The sequence below is a fragment of the Mycobacterium sp. pV006 genome (assembly GCF_041287115.1).
GTDB lineage: Bacteria > Actinomycetota > Actinomycetes > Mycobacteriales > Mycobacteriaceae > Mycobacterium.
Genome location: NZ_JBGGKT010000031.1, coordinates 1 through 17,989 on the forward strand (window position 1 = coordinate 1; position 17,989 = coordinate 17,989).

11 protein-coding genes are annotated in these 17,989 nt (G+C 65.3%); 6 read left to right on the top strand and 5 right to left on the bottom strand.

Annotated features, from left to right (window positions below):
• Positions 1 to 200 precede the first annotated feature (200 nt).
• Positions 201 to 1,088, top strand: a complete 888-nt coding sequence (locus ACAG25_RS24315; RefSeq protein WP_370491009.1) for a type IV toxin-antitoxin system AbiEi family antitoxin domain-containing protein — start codon at positions 201 to 203, stop codon at positions 1,086 to 1,088.
• Between the two features lie 68 nt (positions 1,089 to 1,156).
• Here the strand turns inward: ACAG25_RS24315 and ACAG25_RS24320 are convergent, their stop codons facing one another.
• Positions 1,157 to 1,636: a gamma-glutamylcyclotransferase gene (locus ACAG25_RS24320; protein WP_370491010.1), complete on the bottom strand. Its 480-nt coding sequence runs from the start codon at positions 1,634 to 1,636 to the stop codon at positions 1,157 to 1,159.
• 42 nt (positions 1,637 to 1,678) lie between these two features.
• Between ACAG25_RS24320 and ACAG25_RS24325 the strand changes: the two genes are divergently transcribed.
• From ACAG25_RS24325 to ACAG25_RS24335, 3 genes are all read left to right on the top strand, one after another.
• Positions 1,679 to 3,094: an NAD(P)H-quinone dehydrogenase gene (locus ACAG25_RS24325; RefSeq protein ID WP_370491011.1), complete on the top strand. Its 1,416-nt coding sequence runs from the start codon at positions 1,679 to 1,681 to the stop codon at positions 3,092 to 3,094.
• A 62-nt stretch (positions 3,095 to 3,156) separates the two neighbouring features.
• Complete coding sequence (locus ACAG25_RS24330) at positions 3,157 to 4,887, top strand: glycerol-3-phosphate dehydrogenase/oxidase (protein ID WP_370491012.1); 1,731 nt, start codon at positions 3,157 to 3,159, stop codon at positions 4,885 to 4,887.
• Between the two features lie 44 nt (positions 4,888 to 4,931).
• Complete coding sequence (locus ACAG25_RS24335) at positions 4,932 to 5,774, top strand: pseudouridine synthase (protein ID WP_370491013.1); 843 nt, start codon at positions 4,932 to 4,934, stop codon at positions 5,772 to 5,774.
• Between the two features lie 276 nt (positions 5,775 to 6,050).
• Here ACAG25_RS24335 and ACAG25_RS24340 read toward each other — a convergent pair whose 3' ends face one another.
• On the bottom strand, positions 6,051 to 6,893 hold the full coding sequence (locus ACAG25_RS24340) for a hypothetical protein (protein ID WP_370491014.1): 843 nt from the start codon (positions 6,891 to 6,893) through the stop codon (positions 6,051 to 6,053).
• Positions 6,894 to 7,091: 198 nt separating this feature from the next.
• Between ACAG25_RS24340 and ACAG25_RS24345 the strand changes: the two genes are divergently transcribed.
• Entirely contained in the window at positions 7,092 to 7,418 is a 327-nt protein-coding gene (locus ACAG25_RS24345) for an RNA-binding protein (RefSeq protein WP_370491015.1), read from the top strand.
• 45 nt (positions 7,419 to 7,463) lie between these two features.
• Positions 7,464 to 8,234 carry an SDR family NAD(P)-dependent oxidoreductase gene (locus ACAG25_RS24350; RefSeq protein WP_370491016.1) on the top strand — a complete coding sequence of 257 codons (771 nt, stop codon included), beginning with the start codon at positions 7,464 to 7,466 and terminating at the stop codon, positions 8,232 to 8,234.
• On the opposite strand, the gene ACAG25_RS24355 is transcribed toward ACAG25_RS24350, so the two are convergent.
• From ACAG25_RS24355 to ACAG25_RS24365, 3 genes are all read right to left on the bottom strand, one after another.
• Positions 8,200 to 8,988, bottom strand: a complete 789-nt coding sequence (locus tag ACAG25_RS24355) for an enoyl-CoA hydratase/isomerase family protein (protein WP_370491017.1) — start codon at positions 8,986 to 8,988, stop codon at positions 8,200 to 8,202. The genes ACAG25_RS24350 and ACAG25_RS24355 overlap by 35 nt on opposite strands.
• Positions 8,989 to 9,013: 25 nt before the next feature.
• Positions 9,014 to 9,700, bottom strand: a complete 687-nt coding sequence (locus ACAG25_RS24360; RefSeq protein ID WP_370491018.1) for a TetR family transcriptional regulator — start codon at positions 9,698 to 9,700, stop codon at positions 9,014 to 9,016.
• 44 nt (positions 9,701 to 9,744) lie between these two features.
• The coding region (locus tag ACAG25_RS24365) for an Ig-like domain-containing protein (protein WP_370491019.1) at positions 9,745 to 17,989 on the bottom strand (8,245 nt) is incomplete at its 5' end.

Genomic DNA, 17,989 nt, shown 5'->3' on the forward strand with positions numbered 1-17,989 from the left:
TCCGCACACCCGCTGAAGAACTCGACCGACTACTCTCAGACCCGTCCGCATACGCCGCAGCCACCGCTTGAATCCGCCCCGCGAAATCCCAGCACTTTGCGCGCGCTCGCACCGCGCGGGTTATCCCCAATCGGGCAATGATCCCCAGCCGGGTCAACATCTGAACCGGACCCCACACCGGCGGGCCACAGCATGGAGTCGTGAACGACGAACTCCGCCAACTGTTCGCCGACCAAGGCGGCGTGGCTACCTCCGGACAGCTTCTCGCGCGTCTCACCCGCCACCGGTTCGACAAGCTGGTCGAAACCGGTGTGCTCGAACGCATCTGGCATGGCGTCTACTGCCTCGGCGAACCGACCGAACTTGCTCGGCTACGCGGGTTGGACCTCTCGGCCGGCCGACCCGTTGCGGTCTGTCTGGCGACGGCGGCCGCCGTACACGGCTTCGACACCGAGCAGCCGGCCGACCTTCATGTGCTCAACCCACCGGGCTGCGCGCTGCGCGACGCGGACGGACTGGTGGTGCATCGCCGCGACAATGCGCCGCTGGTGAGGGTCGCCGGACGATACGTCACCAGTCCCGCGTGGACAGCGGTCGAGGTTGCGCGCAGCCTGAGGCGTGGCCGGGCGTTGGCGACGCTCGATGCGGCGCTGCGCAGCGACACCTGCACGCTGCCCGACCTGTGGCGCGCGGCCATCGAGCAGAAGGGGCGCCGCGGCATCGTGGCGGTGCGCAATTTGCTGCCGCTGGCCGACCCGCGCGCGGAGTCGCCGATGGAGAGTGAGGCGCGGCTGGTGATGCTCGATGGCGGTCTGCCGGTACCGGAGTTGCAGTACGAGCTGATCGACGGCAACGGCGAGCTGCGCCGGCTGGACTTCGCCTGGCCCGACGCGCGGGTGGCCGCGGAGTACGACGGCGTGGATTGGCACTCCGAACCGGACGCGATGTTCCGGGATCGGCGCCGGCGCGCAGCGCTGATGGACGTCGGGTGGACGGTGGTCCCCATCGTGTTCGAGGACGTGCGCTACCAGCCGCGGGACATGGTCGCGCGCATCAGTGGGCAGCTTCGCAGCGCTCGGGCGGCGTGAGCGCGCCGAAACTGCTGACGAATCGCGGCGTGTCGAGCGTCAGACGCGCGCGCTCGCCGAAACAAGTCTTACCCGCTGGCGCCGGGGCCGACATTGGTGGCCGGTCGCGTACGGATGTCGTGCACGTAATCGGCTGGCGCCCCGGCGATCTCGGCGGCATCGGCCATCACCCCGAGATACCGCGCCGACGGCAGCCCGCCCTCCCACGCATCCACCACATACAGCCACGCCAGCACGGGGTCGGTGTCGGTGTCCGACGACAACCGCTCCACCCGGCACCGGATCTTCTTGTGCACGCCGAGCTCGGAGCCCTCCCAACGATCGAGGTTCTCCTCGTCCTCCTTGGTCATGTCCCACAGCACGACGAACACCTTGGAGTCGGGGTCTTCGACCACCGTGGCCAGCGCGCCTTCCCAGCCGAGGTCGGCCCCGCCGAACGTCAGGCGCCAGCCGTGCAACCAGCCCGTTCCCGCCATCGGGGAATGCGGAGCGCGCTGAAGCATCTGTTCGGGATGCATATTCGATCCGTAGGCGGCGTAGAGCGGCACGCGAAAAGCTTAGTCGCATCGTCTTCGCGATAGGTTGGAGCGGTGGCAACGCGCATCGTGATCATCGGCGGCGGACCGGCGGGCTACGAGGCGGCGCTGGTGGCCGCCGCGCACGGGCGCGACGTCGCGCAGGTGACGGTCATCGACGCCGACGGCTTGGGCGGAAACTGTGTGCTGTACGACTGCGTGCCGTCCAAGACGCTGATCGCGTCCACCGGGGTGCGCACCGAGTTGCGCCGCGCCGGCGGGCTCGGCTTCGACCTGAGCATCGACGACGCCCCGATCTCGTTGGTGGAGATCAACAAGCGCGTCAAGACGCTGGCCGCGTCCCAGTCGGCCGACATCGGCAACCAGCTGCTCCAACAGGGTGTGACGATCTTGCACGGGCGCGGAGAGCTGGTCGACGACATCGCCGGCATGGCGCACCATCGGGTGCGGGTCACCACACACGACGGCAAGGTCGGCGTGCTCAAGGCCGACGTGGTGCTGATCGCCACCGGCGCCAGCCCCCGCGTGCTGCCCCACGCCGAACCCGACGGCGAGCGCATCCTGAACTGGCGGCAGGTCTACGACCTCAAGGAGCTGCCCGAACACCTGGTCATCATCGGTTCGGGGGTCACCGGTGCAGAGTTCTGCAACGCCTACACCGAACTCGGCGTCGACGTGACCGTGGTCGCCAGCCGCGACCAGATCCTGCCGCACGAGGACTCCGACGCCGCAGCCGTCCTCGAGGAGGTGTTCGCCGAGCGCGGGGTCACGCTGGTCAAGAACGCCCGTGCCCAGTCGGTCACCCGTAACGGCGACGGCGTCCGCATCACCATGACCGACGGCCGCGTCGTCGACGGCAGCCATGCCCTGATCACGGTGGGATCGGTCCCCAACTCGGCCAACCTGGGTCTGGAGCGCGTCGGGATCGAACTCGAGCCCGGCGGCTACATCCCCGTGGACCGCGTGTCGCGTACCCCGGCCGCGGGAATCTACGCCGCCGGCGACTGCACCGGTCTGCTGCCGCTGGCCTCGGTGGCGGCCATGCAGGGCCGTATCGCGATGTACCACGCACTCGGGGAGGGTGTGTCCCCGATCCGGCTGCGCACGGTGGCCTCGGCGACGTTCACGCGCCCTGAGATCGCCGCGGTGGGCATCCCGCAGTCGGCGATCGACGACGGCAGCGTCCCGGCGCGCACGATCATGTTGCCGCTGAACACCAACGCCCGCGCCAAGATGAGCCTGCTCAGGCACGGGTTCGTGAAGATCTTCTGCCGACCCGCCACCGGTGTGGTGATCGGCGGGGTGGTGGTGGCGCCGATCGCGTCGGAGCTGATCCTGCCGATCGCGCTGGCGGTGCAGAACCGCATCTCGGTGACCGATCTGGCGCAGACGTTGTCGGTGTACCCGTCGTTGTCGGGCTCGATCGTTGAGGCGGCACGCCGCCTGATGGCGCACGACGACCTGGACTGAGCGCCGGAACGCCTCACCTCGTCTAGCCTGGAACGCATACCGGCGAGCAACGAGAGGCGCGCGTGAGTAATCCTTCCCCGCAGACCTTCCTCAATCCTGCCCAACGGGCCCACGCGTGGGAGCGGCTGGGCAGCGAGCAGTTCGATGTGGTGGTGATCGGTGGCGGAATCGTCGGTGCCGGCGCCGCGCTGGACGCGGCGACGCGCGGCCTGAAGGTTGCGCTGGTCGAGGCCCGTGACTTCGCGTCGGGGACATCGAGTCGCAGCAGCAAGATGTTCCACGGCGGTCTGCGCTACCTCGAGCAGCTCGAGTTCGGGCTGGTGCGTGAAGCCCTGTACGAGCGCGAGTTGTCGTTGACGACGCTGGCGCCGCACTTGGTCAAGCCGCTGCCGTTCTTGTTCCCGCTGACCAACCGGTGGTGGGAGCGACCCTACATCGCAGCGGGAATCTTCCTCTACGACCAGCTCGGCGGAGCGAAATCCGTTCCGCCGCAGAAACATCTGACCCGGGCCGGCGCGCTGCGGCTGTCCCCGGGCTTGAAGCGAAGCTCGTTGATCGGCGGAATCCGTTACTACGACACGGTTGTCGACGACGCCCGTCACAACATGACGGTGGCGCGCACCGCCGCCCACTACGGTGCCGTGGTGCGGACCTCGACACAGGTGGTTGCGCTGCTGCGGGAAGGTGATCGGGTCACCGGAGTGCGGGTGCGCGATTCCGAGGACGGTTCGGTCACCGAGGTACGCGGGCACGTCGTCGTCAACGCGACCGGGGTGTGGACCGACGAGATCCAGGCATTGTCGAAGGAGCGTGGGCGTTTTCGGGTGCGGGCATCCAAAGGGGTGCACATCGTGGTACCGCGAGACCGCATCGTCAGCGAGGTCGCGATCATCCTGCGCACCGAGAAATCGGTACTGTTCGTGATCCCCTGGGGCACACACTGGATCATCGGAACAACCGATACGGACTGGGATCTGGACCTGGCCCATCCCGCGGCGACCAAGGCCGACATCGACTACATCCTGGGCCATGTCAACAAGGTGCTGGCCACTCCGCTGACGCACGACGACATCGACGGCGTGTACGCCGGTTTGCGACCGCTGCTGGCAGGGGAGAGCGAGGAGACCTCCAAGCTGTCGCGGGAGCACGCCGTCGCCGTTCCGGCGCCGGGACTGGTCGCCATCGCCGGCGGAAAGTACACCACTTACCGGGTGATGGGTGAGGACGCGATCGACGCGGCGGCCGAGTTCGTCCCGACACGGGTGGCTCCGTCGATCACCGAGAAGGTACCCCTGATGGGGGCCGACGGATACTTCGCGCTGGTGAACCAAACGCAAAGTGTGGGAGCACAATACGGCTTGCACCCCTATCGGGTCCGGCACCTTCTCGACCGCTACGGATCGCTGATCGGTGAGGTGCTGTCCCTGGCGGAGGACCGGCCGGAGTTGCTCGAGCCGATCACCGAGGCCCCGGTGTATCTGAAGGTCGAGGCGGCCTACGCCGCCGAAGCCGAAGGGGCACTTCATCTCGAAGACATCCTGGCGCGTCGCATGCGCATCTCCATCGAATACCCGCACCGCGGCGTCGACTGCGCGCGCGAGGTCGCCGAAGTCGTTGCGCCGATCCTGAACTGGACCGCTGAAGACATCGACCGCGAGGTCGCGACCTATTGCGCACGGGTCGACGCCGAGGTACGCAGCCAGCAACAGCCCGACGACGAATCCGCCGATGCGCTGCGCGCCGCCGCGCCCGAAGCGCGCGCCGAGATCCTCGAACCGGTACCGCTGACTTGACGCCGGCCCCTGGGCGCAGGCGCGCGAGGGCACAACCGCTGCCCGTGCGCGACGGTCTGGGACCGGCTCGGGTACGGCTGCGCGGTGGCGCGGTGCTCGTCGAGCTGGCCGACAGGTTCGGCGACGCGGCCGCGCAGAAGGTGCTGGACGGCGAGGTCGTGACCGCTGACGGTGCTGCGGTGACGCCGGCGACGGTGCTGCCGCCGGGAGCGCACGTCTATCTGTACCGCGACGTGCGTGACGAGGTTCCGGTGCCGTTCGACATCCCGGTGTTGCACCGCGACGACAACCTCGTCGTCGTCGACAAACCACCGTTCCTGGCGACAATGCCGCGCGGACGTCACGTCACGCAGACCGCGTTGGTGCGGCTCCGTCGCACCCTCGACCTACCGGAGCTCAGTCCCGCGCACCGGCTGGACCGCCTGACCGCAGGAGTGCTGGTCTTCACCACGCATCGCGAGGTGCGCGGGGCGTATCAGAGGCTGTTCGCGCAGGGCCGGGTGCACAAGACCTACCTGGCGCACGCCGGGACCGATGCGGAGCTGTCGTTCCCGCTGACCGTGCGCAGCCGCATCGTCAAGCACCGCGGTCGGTTACAGGCCGTCGAGGAGGACGGCGAACCCAACGCCGAGACGCTGATCGATCATCTCGGCGACGGGCGCTATCGGCTGACACCTCGGACCGGGCGCACGCATCAACTACGGGTGCACATGAACTCGTTGGGTCTGCCCATCCTCGGCGATCCGCTCTACCCGGTGGTGGTCGATATGGCTGACGGCGACTTCACCTCGCCGCTGCACCTTCTGGCGCACAGTCTGGAATTCGAGGATCCACTGACCGGAGCGCGACGCCGGTTCGTCACAGCGCGTTGCCTGCCCGAGAAATAAGTGTGCGCCCAGATCGCAATTCCCCTCGGTGTTATTGCGATCTGAGCGCACATGGTTTGCGCCCCACCGGGCGCATCCAGCGCAGAATCTACGACACAACCGCGCTGTCTGCGCGTCAATTAGTTGAATTGGTAATTAGCTACCGCAATTGCGTATTTGCTGAAACTCGATGCGTTATTTCTTCAGGCACGCGGTGAAGCGCGCTGTTTAGCCTTTTCTCCGAGCCGAGCATGTGCTGGCAAAGATCGACGCCGTCGAAAGTTTTTCGGTCTGCAACTACTCGGCGGGGCTGCGCAGCGTATCGACCATCTGGTTGATGACGTCGGGGTTGGGCTTGACGGTCGAACCCTCCCGCAGCGAGATGACGAACACGACCGACCCCTCGACCTTCGGGACCGTCGTGACCACGATGCTGTGATACGCCGTCGGGCCGGTGCACTCGGTGGCCGCGATGCCGGTCACCGTCGCCACCATCTGAACCGCGGGGTGGGGGCCGATGCTGAACTCGCGCACCGGGCCGAACTCGATCGCCGGCGCCTGCCCGTCTCTGGTGTAGATCGGCGTCACCGTCTCCGCCGTCTGGTCCAGCGCGACGCCGATCTCGGGGTTCCTCGACCGGGTGACCCCCGCGACGGCCAGGTTCTGCTTGGTGCAGGCGGGGTTGGCGACGGTCGCCACGGCCTCGAGTTCCTGGATGACGCACTGCCCCTGCGGGCAGGGCTGCGCCCACCCCGTGCGGACACCGCAGGCTGCGACCGTCCAGTCGGGTGGTGCGGCATAGGCCAACCTGTAGCGGTTGATGGTCGCGCGCCAACCGGGCTGGGACGTTGCGTCGACCGATGCGGTGAGCCCGTCGCAGGTCATCGAAGAACCGGCCTCGGAATTGCGCGGAGCCTCGGTGGTGGGTGGCGGCGTCAGCGGAACCGCAGAAGTCTGCGCGGGATCGGCGGCCGTCGGCTGACCTTCCGTGTCGTCGCTGCTCTGTGTGACAAGCAGTGTCGCCAGGACGATGATGATGACGACCGCCACCGCCAGGGCGACCCATAACCACGGCTTGCCTCGTCGTGGGCTCGGCAGACCAGGACTCGGCGGGATCGATCCCGGCGGCAGGTACGTCACGTGGCGCTCCCCAAGGTGATCAGACGGTGTGTCGGCCGCGGCGAATCGAGGCGCCAACAAGCCTGCGTCGAAACCGCTGGGAAAAGCCTAGTGGTGACGAATCCCTCGGTGAGGCATTCAGCGTGGTTCCGCCGCGGGAGACCGGGGCGGCTGTCACAATTGACCACGGCGTCACAGCAGCCGAGTGAAGGAGGATGCGTGCGCAAACTCTTACTGTGCGCGGCGACCGTCCTGTTCGCCGCTGGGCTGGTCAACATCAATCCACCGTCGGCATCGGCCACGCTCTGCGGGTCGGTCGGGGGCAGATTCGTCGACGTCACCGGGTGCTCGGATCCCTTGTCCTATCTCAACGATGTGCTGACGCCGCCTCCGCCGCCCCCGCCTCCACCACCTCCGCCGCCTGGCGAACCACCTCCGCCGCCGCCTCCGCCGCCCCCGCCGGCGTACATCCCGCCGCCACCGCCGCCGCACGTGAATGTCTGCGCGAGCGTGGGGCGTCGGGTGAGTGTCAGCGGTTGCATCTGAGGGAGCGCTGACCCTCGCGTCAATGGGATCTGTTTGACTGGACCCGTGGATCGCTCAGCTTTTGACAGCCTGTTCGACATGACCGGCCGAACCGTGATCGTCACGGGCGGCACCCGAGGTATCGGCTTGGCGCTGGCCGAAGGATTCGTGCTCGCAGGTGCGCGGGTGGCGGTGGCCAGTCGCAAGCCGGAAGCCTGCGAGCAGGCGGCCGAGCACTTACGCGAACTCGGTGGCGAGGCGATCGGCGTGCCGACCCATCTGGGTGAGGTCGATGCTCTCGAGGCATTGGTGCAGAAGACGGTTGACGAGTTCGGTGGAGTCGATGTGGTGGTGAACAACGCGGCGAATGCGTTGGCCCAACCGCTCGGCCAGATGACAGCCGATGCGTTGACCAAGTCCTTCGAGGTCAATCTGCGAGGGCCGGTGTTCCTCGTGCAGGCCGCGCTGCCGTATCTCAAAGCCAGCCCGAAAGCTGCTGTGATCAACATGGTTTCGGTCGGTGCCTTCAACTTCTCGGCGCTGACATCGATGTATTCGGCGAACAAGGCGGCGCTGATGTCGTTCACGCGGTCGATGGCCGCCGAGTTCGCGTCATCGGGTATTCGGGTGAACGCCATCGCGCCCGGACCCGTCGACACCGACATGATGCGCAACAACCCGCAGGAGGTCGTCGATCACATGGCCAAGAGCACCCTGATGAAGCGGCTGGCATCTCCTGACGAGATCGTCGGCACCGCACTGCTGTTGGCCTCGGACGCGGGTAGCTACATCACCGGAACGGTCATGATCGTGGACGGCGGCGGAACGCCTCGCTAGCGTCGCGCATCTCGCCGCTGGTCGACGCCAGGATCTGGCTGCGGTTCTCCACCTGTAGTGCTGCTTCCAAGCTGGGTGCCTCGAGATTGGCCCACAACACCTGTTTGGTCGACTCCACCCCGAATTTCCCGTAGCCACAGAGGGTTTCGGCGATCTCGAGTGCCTCGTCCGCGACAGCCCCGTCGGCCGTGACGCGTGACACCAGCCCCAGTCGCAGCGCTTCCTGGGCGTCGACGGTGCGCGCGGTCAGGATCAGGTCGAAGGCCAGGCCGGCGCCGATGATGCGTGGCAGGGTGTAGCTGACGCCGATGTCGCAGCCGCCGAGTCCGAGTTTGATGAATTGCGTACAGAACCGGGCGGATTCGGCAGCGATCCGGATGTCACAGGCCGCGGCGATTCCCAAGCCGCCGCCGTAGGCCACGCCATTGACCGCCGCGATGACCGGCTGACGCAACCGCTGGATACGCGTGGTGAGGTCGGCGATGAGTTCCTGCCAACGCATCCCCGATCTGGGGAACTCGAGGCCGTCGCCGGCCTTGTTGGGGTTGGAGTCGGTGAGGTCCAGGCCCGAACAGAAGCCGCGCCCGGCGCCGGTAAGGACGACGGCGCGGCAGTCGTTGTTGCGGTGGATCTGGCCGAGCGTGGTGTGCAGGTTCTCGACCAACTCGTAGGATAGTGCGTTGAGTTTCTCGGGGCGGTTGAGCGTCAAGACAGCGATGTCAGGGCGGGGATAATTCAGTTCGAGATCGGCCATGCTTTTACGCTAGCCGCAGTGTCTTTTATTCGGTACTGCGCCAGCCCGCGACGCCGACGGCAATCATTCGGAGTTGTTTGACCGCTATTCGTTTGATCTCGTCGATCGCTTCTTGGTCGTGCGCATCCTCTGTCGCTTCGGCGATCACGATCATCGAGTTGACAAATAAGGCCGCCAGGATGTTGAGGTCCTCGCTGCTCCAAGTGTTGAGGCCGGGGAAGCGGGCGAGGTCGATCGCGAGTTCGGAAGTGATCAGCCGGATCTCGGCACGAATCGCATACCGCAGCACCGAAACTCCGCTGTTGCGCTCGCGTCCGATGAAGCGCCAGTGCTCGCGGCGTTCGTTGACCCCGTCGATGAGGATGTCGACGCTGGATTCGATGACGCGCTTGGGATCGAGCTTGCCAGCCCGCGCGCCGCGCAGCATGTCGCGCAGGCTGCGGAACGACTCGTCGATGAGCACGAGGCCGAGGGCCTCCATGCTTTCGAAGTGACGGTAGAACGCGGCCGGCACGATGCCGGCCTTGCGGGTGACTTCGCGCAGGCTGAGGGCGGAGAAGCTGTCTTCCTCGAGGAGGTGGAGGGCTGCGTCGATGATGGCCTGGCGGGTGGCCTGCTTGCGCTCCTCGCGGGTCAGCGTATCGCGGGTGCTGCGAGACCGCGATCGGTCGGACCGAGGTCGATCGGCCCGCGAATGGTGCGCCCTGGCCATTGTTCGAGCCTACCGGTGGGCCGTGGAGGTATTGGCGTTAGGTGCTAGAACTCGCGATCGCTCGAACCGGTTTCCGACGCTGTTGTTGGCTGAATCAGATTGCCGTTGAGATCCGTCAGCGTTGTGCCTGGGGTCCAGGTCATTTGTCCCCGAAGTGCAGCTACCGTCCGGACGAATGCGCCATTGGTACTGCCGCTGTAGGTGCCGAACGTGATCGTGATCGTGTTGCCGCTCATCGTCATCTTCGATGGGGTCCCGGATGCTCCGAAATGGACGTAGCCGGTGACCAGGCCGCCAATGTATTCGCCGAGCCCAAGGTTCACCGTGCCGAGCGATAGCTGACGATTGTTGGTCTTGTCGTAGACCACGAGTGTGTCGGGGGCTAAATCCAACCCTCCTTCGTTGTAGATCCTCACCACGACATCCGTGGTGGTCCCGTTCCATCCGTCGAGGACGGACTGCGGGTCGATCGGTTCGCTGAAGGTGAACGTGATGGAGTCGCCTTGGTCGGGTCGTCCTTCGTCGGAACCCGACCCATTGGAGGTTTGCACGTCAGTAGCTTGCGGTCGCACGTTCTCGATGACAGTGATCTTCACCGTTGCAATGTTGCCCTCGACCGTACCGTCGAACGCGGCGTAGGTGAACGTGACTTCGCCGGCGAACCCCGCCGTCGGCGTGTAGGTGAAGGAGCCATCGGCATTGAGGGTGAGGCTGCCGTTCGAAGGCCCGCTTTTCAGCCTCGCGGTCAGATTGCTTCCCTCAACGTCGGTGTCGTTGCCGAGAACACCGCGGCCTCCGACCGTCAGCGTCGTACCTTGTTTCATGCTGTACGCGTCGTTGTTGGCGACAGGCGCATCGTTGATCGAGTTCACCGTGATGCTGACGGTTGCGACCCTGCTGTCCAGCGTCCCGTCGTTGACGAAGTAGGTGAAGCTGACGGTGCCGTGCCAATTCGCCTCGGGGGTGTAGGTGAATGAGCCGTTCGGGTTGAGCGTGAGCGACCCCTTGGCAGGCTGAGTAACGATGTTGAGGGTCAGCTGTGCACCTTCTGTATCGCTGTCGTTGGCCAGGATTCCGTTGGGAGCCGCGATCGTCAACGTGGTGTCCTCATCGACCGAATAGCTGTCGTCGACGGCCACGGGTGCATCGTTGATCGACGCCACCGCAATGGACACCGTCGCGATCTCGCTGCGTGCCCCGTTCGCGTCGACCGCCTTGTAGGTGAAGCTGTCGAGGCCGTGCCAGTTGTCGTCCGGAATGTAAGTGAAGGACCCGTTGGGGTTCAGAGTAAGAGTCCCGTTCTTCGGTCCGTCGACCAGCACAGCAGTGAGTGGATCGTTCTCGACGTCAGTGTCATTGCCGACAAGTCCCGGCCCACCGACGACCAAGGGCGTGTCTTCGTCGATGGTGTAGCTGTCATTCCGTGCAACAGGGGTGTCATTGACCGGCGCGATGGCGATCGTGACGGTGCCGGTCGAGGTGCTGGCACCATCCTTGACCTCATAGGTGAAGCTGTCCTCGCCGTTGAAGTTTGCGGCTGGTGTGTAGGTGTAGTTGCCCTCGGCGTCGATGGAATACGTGCCACCGTTGGTGGTGGTGCCGCCCACGACCGGGGTGGCGGTGAGGGTTTCGTTCTGGCCGTCGACGTTCTGGTCACGGTCGTTGTCGAGCACGTTGCCGGTGACCGGGGCGCCGTCTTCGGTGCCGGTGTTGGTGTCGTCGATCGCGACGACCGGGTCGTTGACCGCGGCGATCGTGATGGTCACCGTGCCCGTCGAAGAGCTCACCCCATCGGAGACCGTGTACTCGAACGAATCAGTGCCATTGAAGTTGAGGCCCGGGGTGTAGGTGTAGTTGCCTTCGGCGTCGATGGTGTAGGTGCCACCGTTGGTGGTGGTCCCACTCACGACCGGGGTGACGGTGAGGGTTTCGTCGGTGCCGTCGACGTTCCGGTCGCGGTCGTTGTCGAGCACGTTGCCGGTGACTGGGACGCCGTCTTCGGTGCCGGTGTTGGTGTCGTCGACAGCGACGACCGGATCGTTCACCGCGGCGATCAAGATGGTCACCGTGCCCGTCGAAGAAGTGTTGCCGTCGGAAACGGTATAGGTGAAGCTGTCGGTGCCGCTGAAGTTCTCTGCCGGTGTGTAGGTGTAGTTGCCTTCGGCGTCAATAGAATACGTTCCACCGTTGGCGGTGGTGCCGCCCGCGACCGGGGTGACGGTGAGGGTTTCGTTCTGGCCGTCGACGTTCTGCTCGCGGTCATTGGTCAGCACGTTTCCGGTGACCGCGCCAGCATCTTCAACACCGACAGCGGTGTCATCGATGGCGGTGATGGGGTCGTCGAGCGGGGTGATGGAGACCGTGACGGTGCCGGTCGCGGTGCTGCTTCCATCGGAGACGGCGTAGGTGAAGGTGTCGTCGCCGTTGAAGTTCTCTGCCGGTGTGTAGGTGTAGTTGCCGGCTTCATCGATGGTGTAGCTGCCGCCGTTGGTGGTGGTGCCACTGGCCACGGGTGTGACGGTGAGAACCTCGTCGGTGCCGTCGACGTTCTGGTCGCGGTCATTGTCGAGGACGTTGCCGGTGACCGGGCCCTGGTCTTCGGTCCCGGTGTTGGTGTCGTCGATCGCTACGACCGGATCGTCCACGGCGGCGATCGAGATGGTCACCGTGCCCGTCGAGGAAGTGGTTCCGTCGGAGACGGTGTACTCGAATGAATCGATGCCGTTGAAGTTCTCTGCCGGTGTGTAGGTGTAGTTGCCGGCCTCATCGATGGTGTAGCTACCACCGTTGGCGGTGGTGGCGCCCACGACTGTTGTGACGGTGAGGGTTTCGTCGGTGCCGTCGACGTTCTGGTCGCGGTCATTGGTCAGCACGTTGCCGGTCACCGGGGCGCCGTCTTCGGTGCCGGTGTTCGTGTCGTCGATCGCGACGACCGGATCGTTCACCGCGGCGATCGAGATGGTCACCGTGCCGGTAGCGGTGGTGGCGCCGTCGGACACCTCGTAGGTGAAGCTGTCGTCGCCGTTGAAGTTTGTGGCTGGGGTGTAGGTGTAGTTCCCCTCGGCGTCGATCGTGTAGGTGCCGCCGTTGGTGGTGGTGCCGCTGGCCACCGGGGTGACGGTGAGGGTTTCGTCGGGTCCGTCGACGTTCTGGTCGCGGTCATTGGTCAGCACGTTGCCGCTGACCGGTCCTTGGTCTTCGGTGCCGGTGTTGGTGTCGTCGATCGCAACGACCGGATCGTCAACCGCGGCGATCGAGATGGTGACGGTGCCCGTCGAAGAAGTCGTTCCGTCGGAAACGGTATAGGTGAAGCTGTCTTCACCGTTGAAGTCGGGCGCGGCCACATAGGTGTAGTTACCGGCCTCATCGATGGTGTAGCTGCCGCCGTGGGTGGTGGTGCCACTCGCGACCGGTGTGACGGTGAGGGTTTCGTCGGTGCCGTCGACATTCTGGTCGCGGTCGTTGTCGAGCACGTTGCCGGTCACCGGGGCGCCGTCTTCGGTGCCGGTGTTGGTGTCGTCGACCGCGGTGATCGGATCGTTGACCGCGGCGATCGTGATGGTCACCGTGCCGGTGGCGGTGGTGGTGCCGTCGGAAACGTCGTAGGTGAAGGTGTCTTCGCCGTTGAAGTCGGGCGCGGCCACATAGGTGTAGTTGCCGGCCTCGTCGATGGTGTAGCTACCACCGTTGGCGGTGGTGCCACTGGTAACAGGTGTGATGGTGAGGGTTTCGTCGGGTCCGTCGACGTTCTGGTCGCGGTCGTTGTCCAGGACGTTTCCGGTGACCGGGGCGCCGTCTTCGGTGCCGGTGTTGGTGTCGTCGATGGCGACGACCGGGTCGTTGGCCGCGGCGATCGAGATGGTGACGGTGCCCGTCGAAGAGCTCACTCCGTCGGAGACGGTGTAGGTGAAGCTGTCTTCACCGTTGAAGTCGGGCGCGGCCACATAGGTGTAGTTGCCGGCCTCATCGATGATGTAGCTGCCGCCGTTGGTGGTGGTGCCACTCGCGACCGGTGTGACGGTGAGGGTTTCGTCGGTGCCGTCGACATTCTGGTCGCGGTCGTTGTCGAGCACGTTGCCGCTGACCGCGCCAGCATCTTCAACACCAACAGCGATGTCGTCGACCGCGGTGATCGGATCGTTGACCGCGGCGATCGTGATGGTCACCGTGCCGGTGGCGGTGGTGGTGCCGTCGGAAACGTCGTAGGTGAAGGTGTCTTCGCCGTTGAAGTCGGGCGCGGCCACATAGGTGTAGTTGCCGGCCTCGTCGATGATGTAGCTACCACCGTTGGCGGTGGTGCCACTGGTAACAGGTGTGATGGTGAGGGTTTCGTCGGTGCCGTCGACGTTCTGGTCGCGGTCGTTGTCCAGGACGTTGCCGGTGACCGGGGCGCCGTCTTCGGTGCCGGTGTTGGTGTCGTCGATGGCGACGACCGGGTCGTTGGCCGCGGCGATCGAGATGGTGACGGTGCCCGTCGAAGAGCTCACTCCGTCGGAGACGGTGTAGGTGAAGCTGTCTTCACCGTTGAAGTCGGGCGCGGCCACATAGGTGTAGTTGCCGGCCTCATCGATGGTGTAGCTGCCGCCGTTGGTGGTGGTGCCACTCGCGACGGGGGTGACGGTCAGAACCTCGTCGATACCGTCGACATTCTGCTCACGATCGTTGTCGAGGACGTTGCCGGTCACCGGGGCGTCGTCTTCGGTGCCGGTGTTGGTGTCGTCGATCGCAACGACCGGGTCGTTGACCGCGGCGATCGAGATGGTGACGGTGCCCGTCGAAGAGCTCACTCCGTCGGAGACGGTGTAGGTGAAGCTGTCTTCACCGTTGAAGTTGAGGCCCGGGGTGTAGGTGTAGTTGCCGTGCGCATCAATGGAATACGAGCCACCATTGGCGGTGACGCCGCTGACCGGGCTGACGACCAGGATCTCGTCGGGTCCGTCGACGTTCTGGTCGCGGTCGTTGGTCAGCACGTTGCCGGTGACCGCGCCAGCATCTTCAACACCGACAGCGATGTCGTCGACCGCGGTGATCGGATCGTCAATCGCGGCGATGCTGATCGTGACCGTGCCGGTCGAGAAGCTCGCTCCGTCGGAGACGGTGTAGGTGAAGGTGTCGTCGCCATTGAAGTTTGTGGCTGGGGTGTAGGTGTAGTTGCCTTCGGCGTCGATGGTGTAGGTGCCGCCGTTGGTGGTGGTGCCGCTGATCGGGGTGACGGTGAGGGTTTCGTCGGTGCCGTCGACGTTCTGGTCGCGATCGTTGTCGAGGACGTTGCCGGTGACCGGGCCCTGGTCTTCGGTGCCGGTGTTGGTGTCGTCGATCGCTACGACCGGGTCGTTGACCGCGGCGATCGTAATGGTCACCGTGCCCGTCGAAGAGCTCACTCCGTCGGAAACGATGTAGGTGAAGCTATCTTCGCCGTTGAAGTTCTCTGCCGGTGTGTAGGTGTAGTTGCCCTGCGCATCAATGGAATACGTTCCGCCATTGGTGGTGGTGCCACTGGCGACCGGTGTGACGGTGAGAACCTCGTCGGTGCCGTCGACGTTGTGGTCGCGGTCGTTGTCCAGGACGTTGCCGGTGACCGGGGCGCCGTCCTCGACACCTTCAGCGGTGTCGTCGATGGCGACGACCGGGTCGTTGGCCGCGGCGATGGTGATGGTGACGGTGCCCGTCGAAGAGCTCGTTCCGTCGGAGACGGTGTACTCGAACGAGTCGGTGCCGTTGAAGTTCTCTGCCGGTGTGTAGGTGTAGTTGCCGGCTTCATCGATGGTGTAGGTGCCGCCGTTGGTGGTGGTGCCACTCGCGACCGGTGTGACGGTGAGAACCTCGTCGGTGCCGTCGACATTCTGGTCGCGGTCATTGGTCAGCACGTTGCCGGTGACCGGGGCGCCGTCCTCGACACCTTCAGCGGTGTCGTCGATGGCGACGACCGGGTCGTTGGCCGCGGCGATGGTGATGGTGACGGTGCCCGTCGAAGAGCTCGTTCCGTCGGAGACGGTGTAGGTGAAGGTGTCTTCGCCGTTGAAGTTCTCGGCCGGGGTGTAGGTGTAGTTGCCCTCGGTGTCCAGGGAATACGTGCCGCCGTTGGTGGTGGTGCCGCTGGCGACGGGTGTGACGGTGAGGGTTTCGTCGGTGCCGTCGACATTCTGGTCGCGGTCGTTGTCCAGGACGTTGCCGGTGACCGGGGCGCCGTCTTCGGTGCCGGTGTTGGTGTCATCGATCGCAACCACCGGATCGTTCACGGCGGTGATCGAGATCGTCACCGTACCCGTGGCGGTGGTGGTTCCGTCGGAGACGGTGTACTCGAATGAATCGGTGCCGTTGAAGTCGGGCGCGGCCACATAGGTGTAGTTGCCGGCCTCATCGATGGTGTAGCTACCACCGTTGGCGGTGGTGTCGCCCACCACCGGGGTGACGGTCAGAACCTCGTCGATACCGTCGACGTTCTGCTCACGGTCGTTTTCCAGGACGTTGCCGGACACCGCGCCAGCATCTTCAACACCAACAGCGATGTCGTCGACCGCGGTGATCGGGTCGTTGACCGCGGCGATCGAGATGGTCACCGTGCCGGTAGCGGTGGTGGCGCCATCGGAGACCTCGTAGGTGAAGGTGTCTTCACCGTTGAAGTTCTCGGCCGGGGTGTAGGTGTAGTTGCCCTCGGCGTCAATGGAATACGTTCCACCGTTGGTGGTGCTGCCGCTGATCGGGGTGACGGTCAGGACCTCGTCGGTGCCGTCGACGTTGTGGTCGCGGTCGTTGTCCAGGACGTTGCCGCTGACCGGGGCGCCGTCCTCGACACCTTCAGCGGTGTCGTCGATGGCGACGACCGGATCGTTCACGGCGGCGATGGTGATGGTCACCGTACCGGTGGCGGTGGTGGTGCCGTCGGAGACTGTGTACTCGAATGAATCGGTGCCGTTGAAGTCGGGCGCGGCCACATAGGTGTAGTTGCCGGCCGCGTCGATGGTGTAGGCGCCACCGTTGGTGGTGGTGCCGCCCGCGACCGGTGTGACCGTGAGGGTTTCGCCTTGGCCGTCGACGTTCTGGTCGCGGTCGTTGTCGAGCACGTTGCCGCTGACCGGGCCCTGGTCTTCGGTGCCGGTGTTGGTGTCGTCGATGGCGACGACCGGATCGTCCACGGCGCTGATCGAGATCGTCACCGTACCCGTGGCGGTGGTGGCGCCGTCGGAGACGGTGTACTCGAACGAGTCGATGCCGTTGAAGTTGAGGCCCGGGGTATAGGTGTAGTTGCCCTCGGCGTCAAGGGAATACGTTCCACCGTGGGTGGTGGTGCCACTCGCGACCGGGGTGACGGTCAGTACTTCGTCGGTGCCGTCGACATTCTGGTCGCGGTCATTGGTCAGCACGTTGCCGGTCACCGGGGCGCCGTCTTCGGTGCCGGTGTTCGTGTCGTCGATCGCGACGACCGGATCGTTCACCGCGGCGATGCTGATGGTCACCGTGCCCGTCGAAGAGCTCACTCCGTCGGAGACGGTGTAGGTGAAGCTGTCTTCACCGTTGAAGTCGGGCGCGGCCACATAGGTGTAGTTGCCGGCTTCATCGATGGTGTAGCTGCCGCCGTTGGTGGTGGTGCCGCCCGCGACGGGGGTGACGGTGAGAACCTCGTCGGTGCCGTCGACGTTTTGGTCGCGGTCGTTGTCCAGGACGTTGCCGGTGACCGGGGCGCCGTCCTCGACACCTTCAGTGGTGTCGTCGATGGCGACGACCGGATCGTTGACCGCGGTGATCGGGATCGTCACCGTACCCGTGGCGGTGGTGGTGCCGTCGGAGACCTCGTAGGTGAAGGTGTCTTCACCGTTGAAGTCGGGCGCGGCCACATAGGTGTAGTTACCGGCCTCATCGATGGTGTAGCTGCCGCCGTGGGTGGTGGTGCCACTCGCGACCGGTGTGACGGTGAGGGTTTCGTCGGTGCCGTCGACGTTTTGGTCGCGGTCGTTGTCGAGCACGTTGCCGGTCACCGGGGCGCCGTCTTCGGTGCCGGTGTTGGTGTCGTCGACCGCGGTGATCGGATCGTTGACCGCGGCGATCGTGATGGTCACCGTGCCGGTGGCGGTGGTGGTGCCGTCGGAAACGTCGTAGGTGAAGGTGTCTTCGCCGTTGAAGTCGGGCGCGGCCACATAGGTGTAGTTGCCGGCCTCGTCGATGGTGTAGCTACCACCGTTGGCGGTGCTGCCACTGGTAACAGGTGTGATGGTGAGGGTTTCGTCGGTGCCGTCGACGTTCTGGTCGCGGTCGTTGTCCAGGACGTTGCCGGTGACGGGGGCGCTGTCT

Excerpts from the sequence above, each read along its gene's own strand:
- ACAG25_RS24355 (WP_370491017.1), bottom strand. The coding sequence starts at position 8,988 with ATGGCCGATCTCGAACTGAATTATCCCCGCCCTGACATCGCTGTCTTG.
- ACAG25_RS24360 (WP_370491018.1), bottom strand. The coding sequence starts at position 9,700 with ATGGCCAGGGCGCACCATTCGCGGGCCGATCGACCTCGGTCCGACCGA.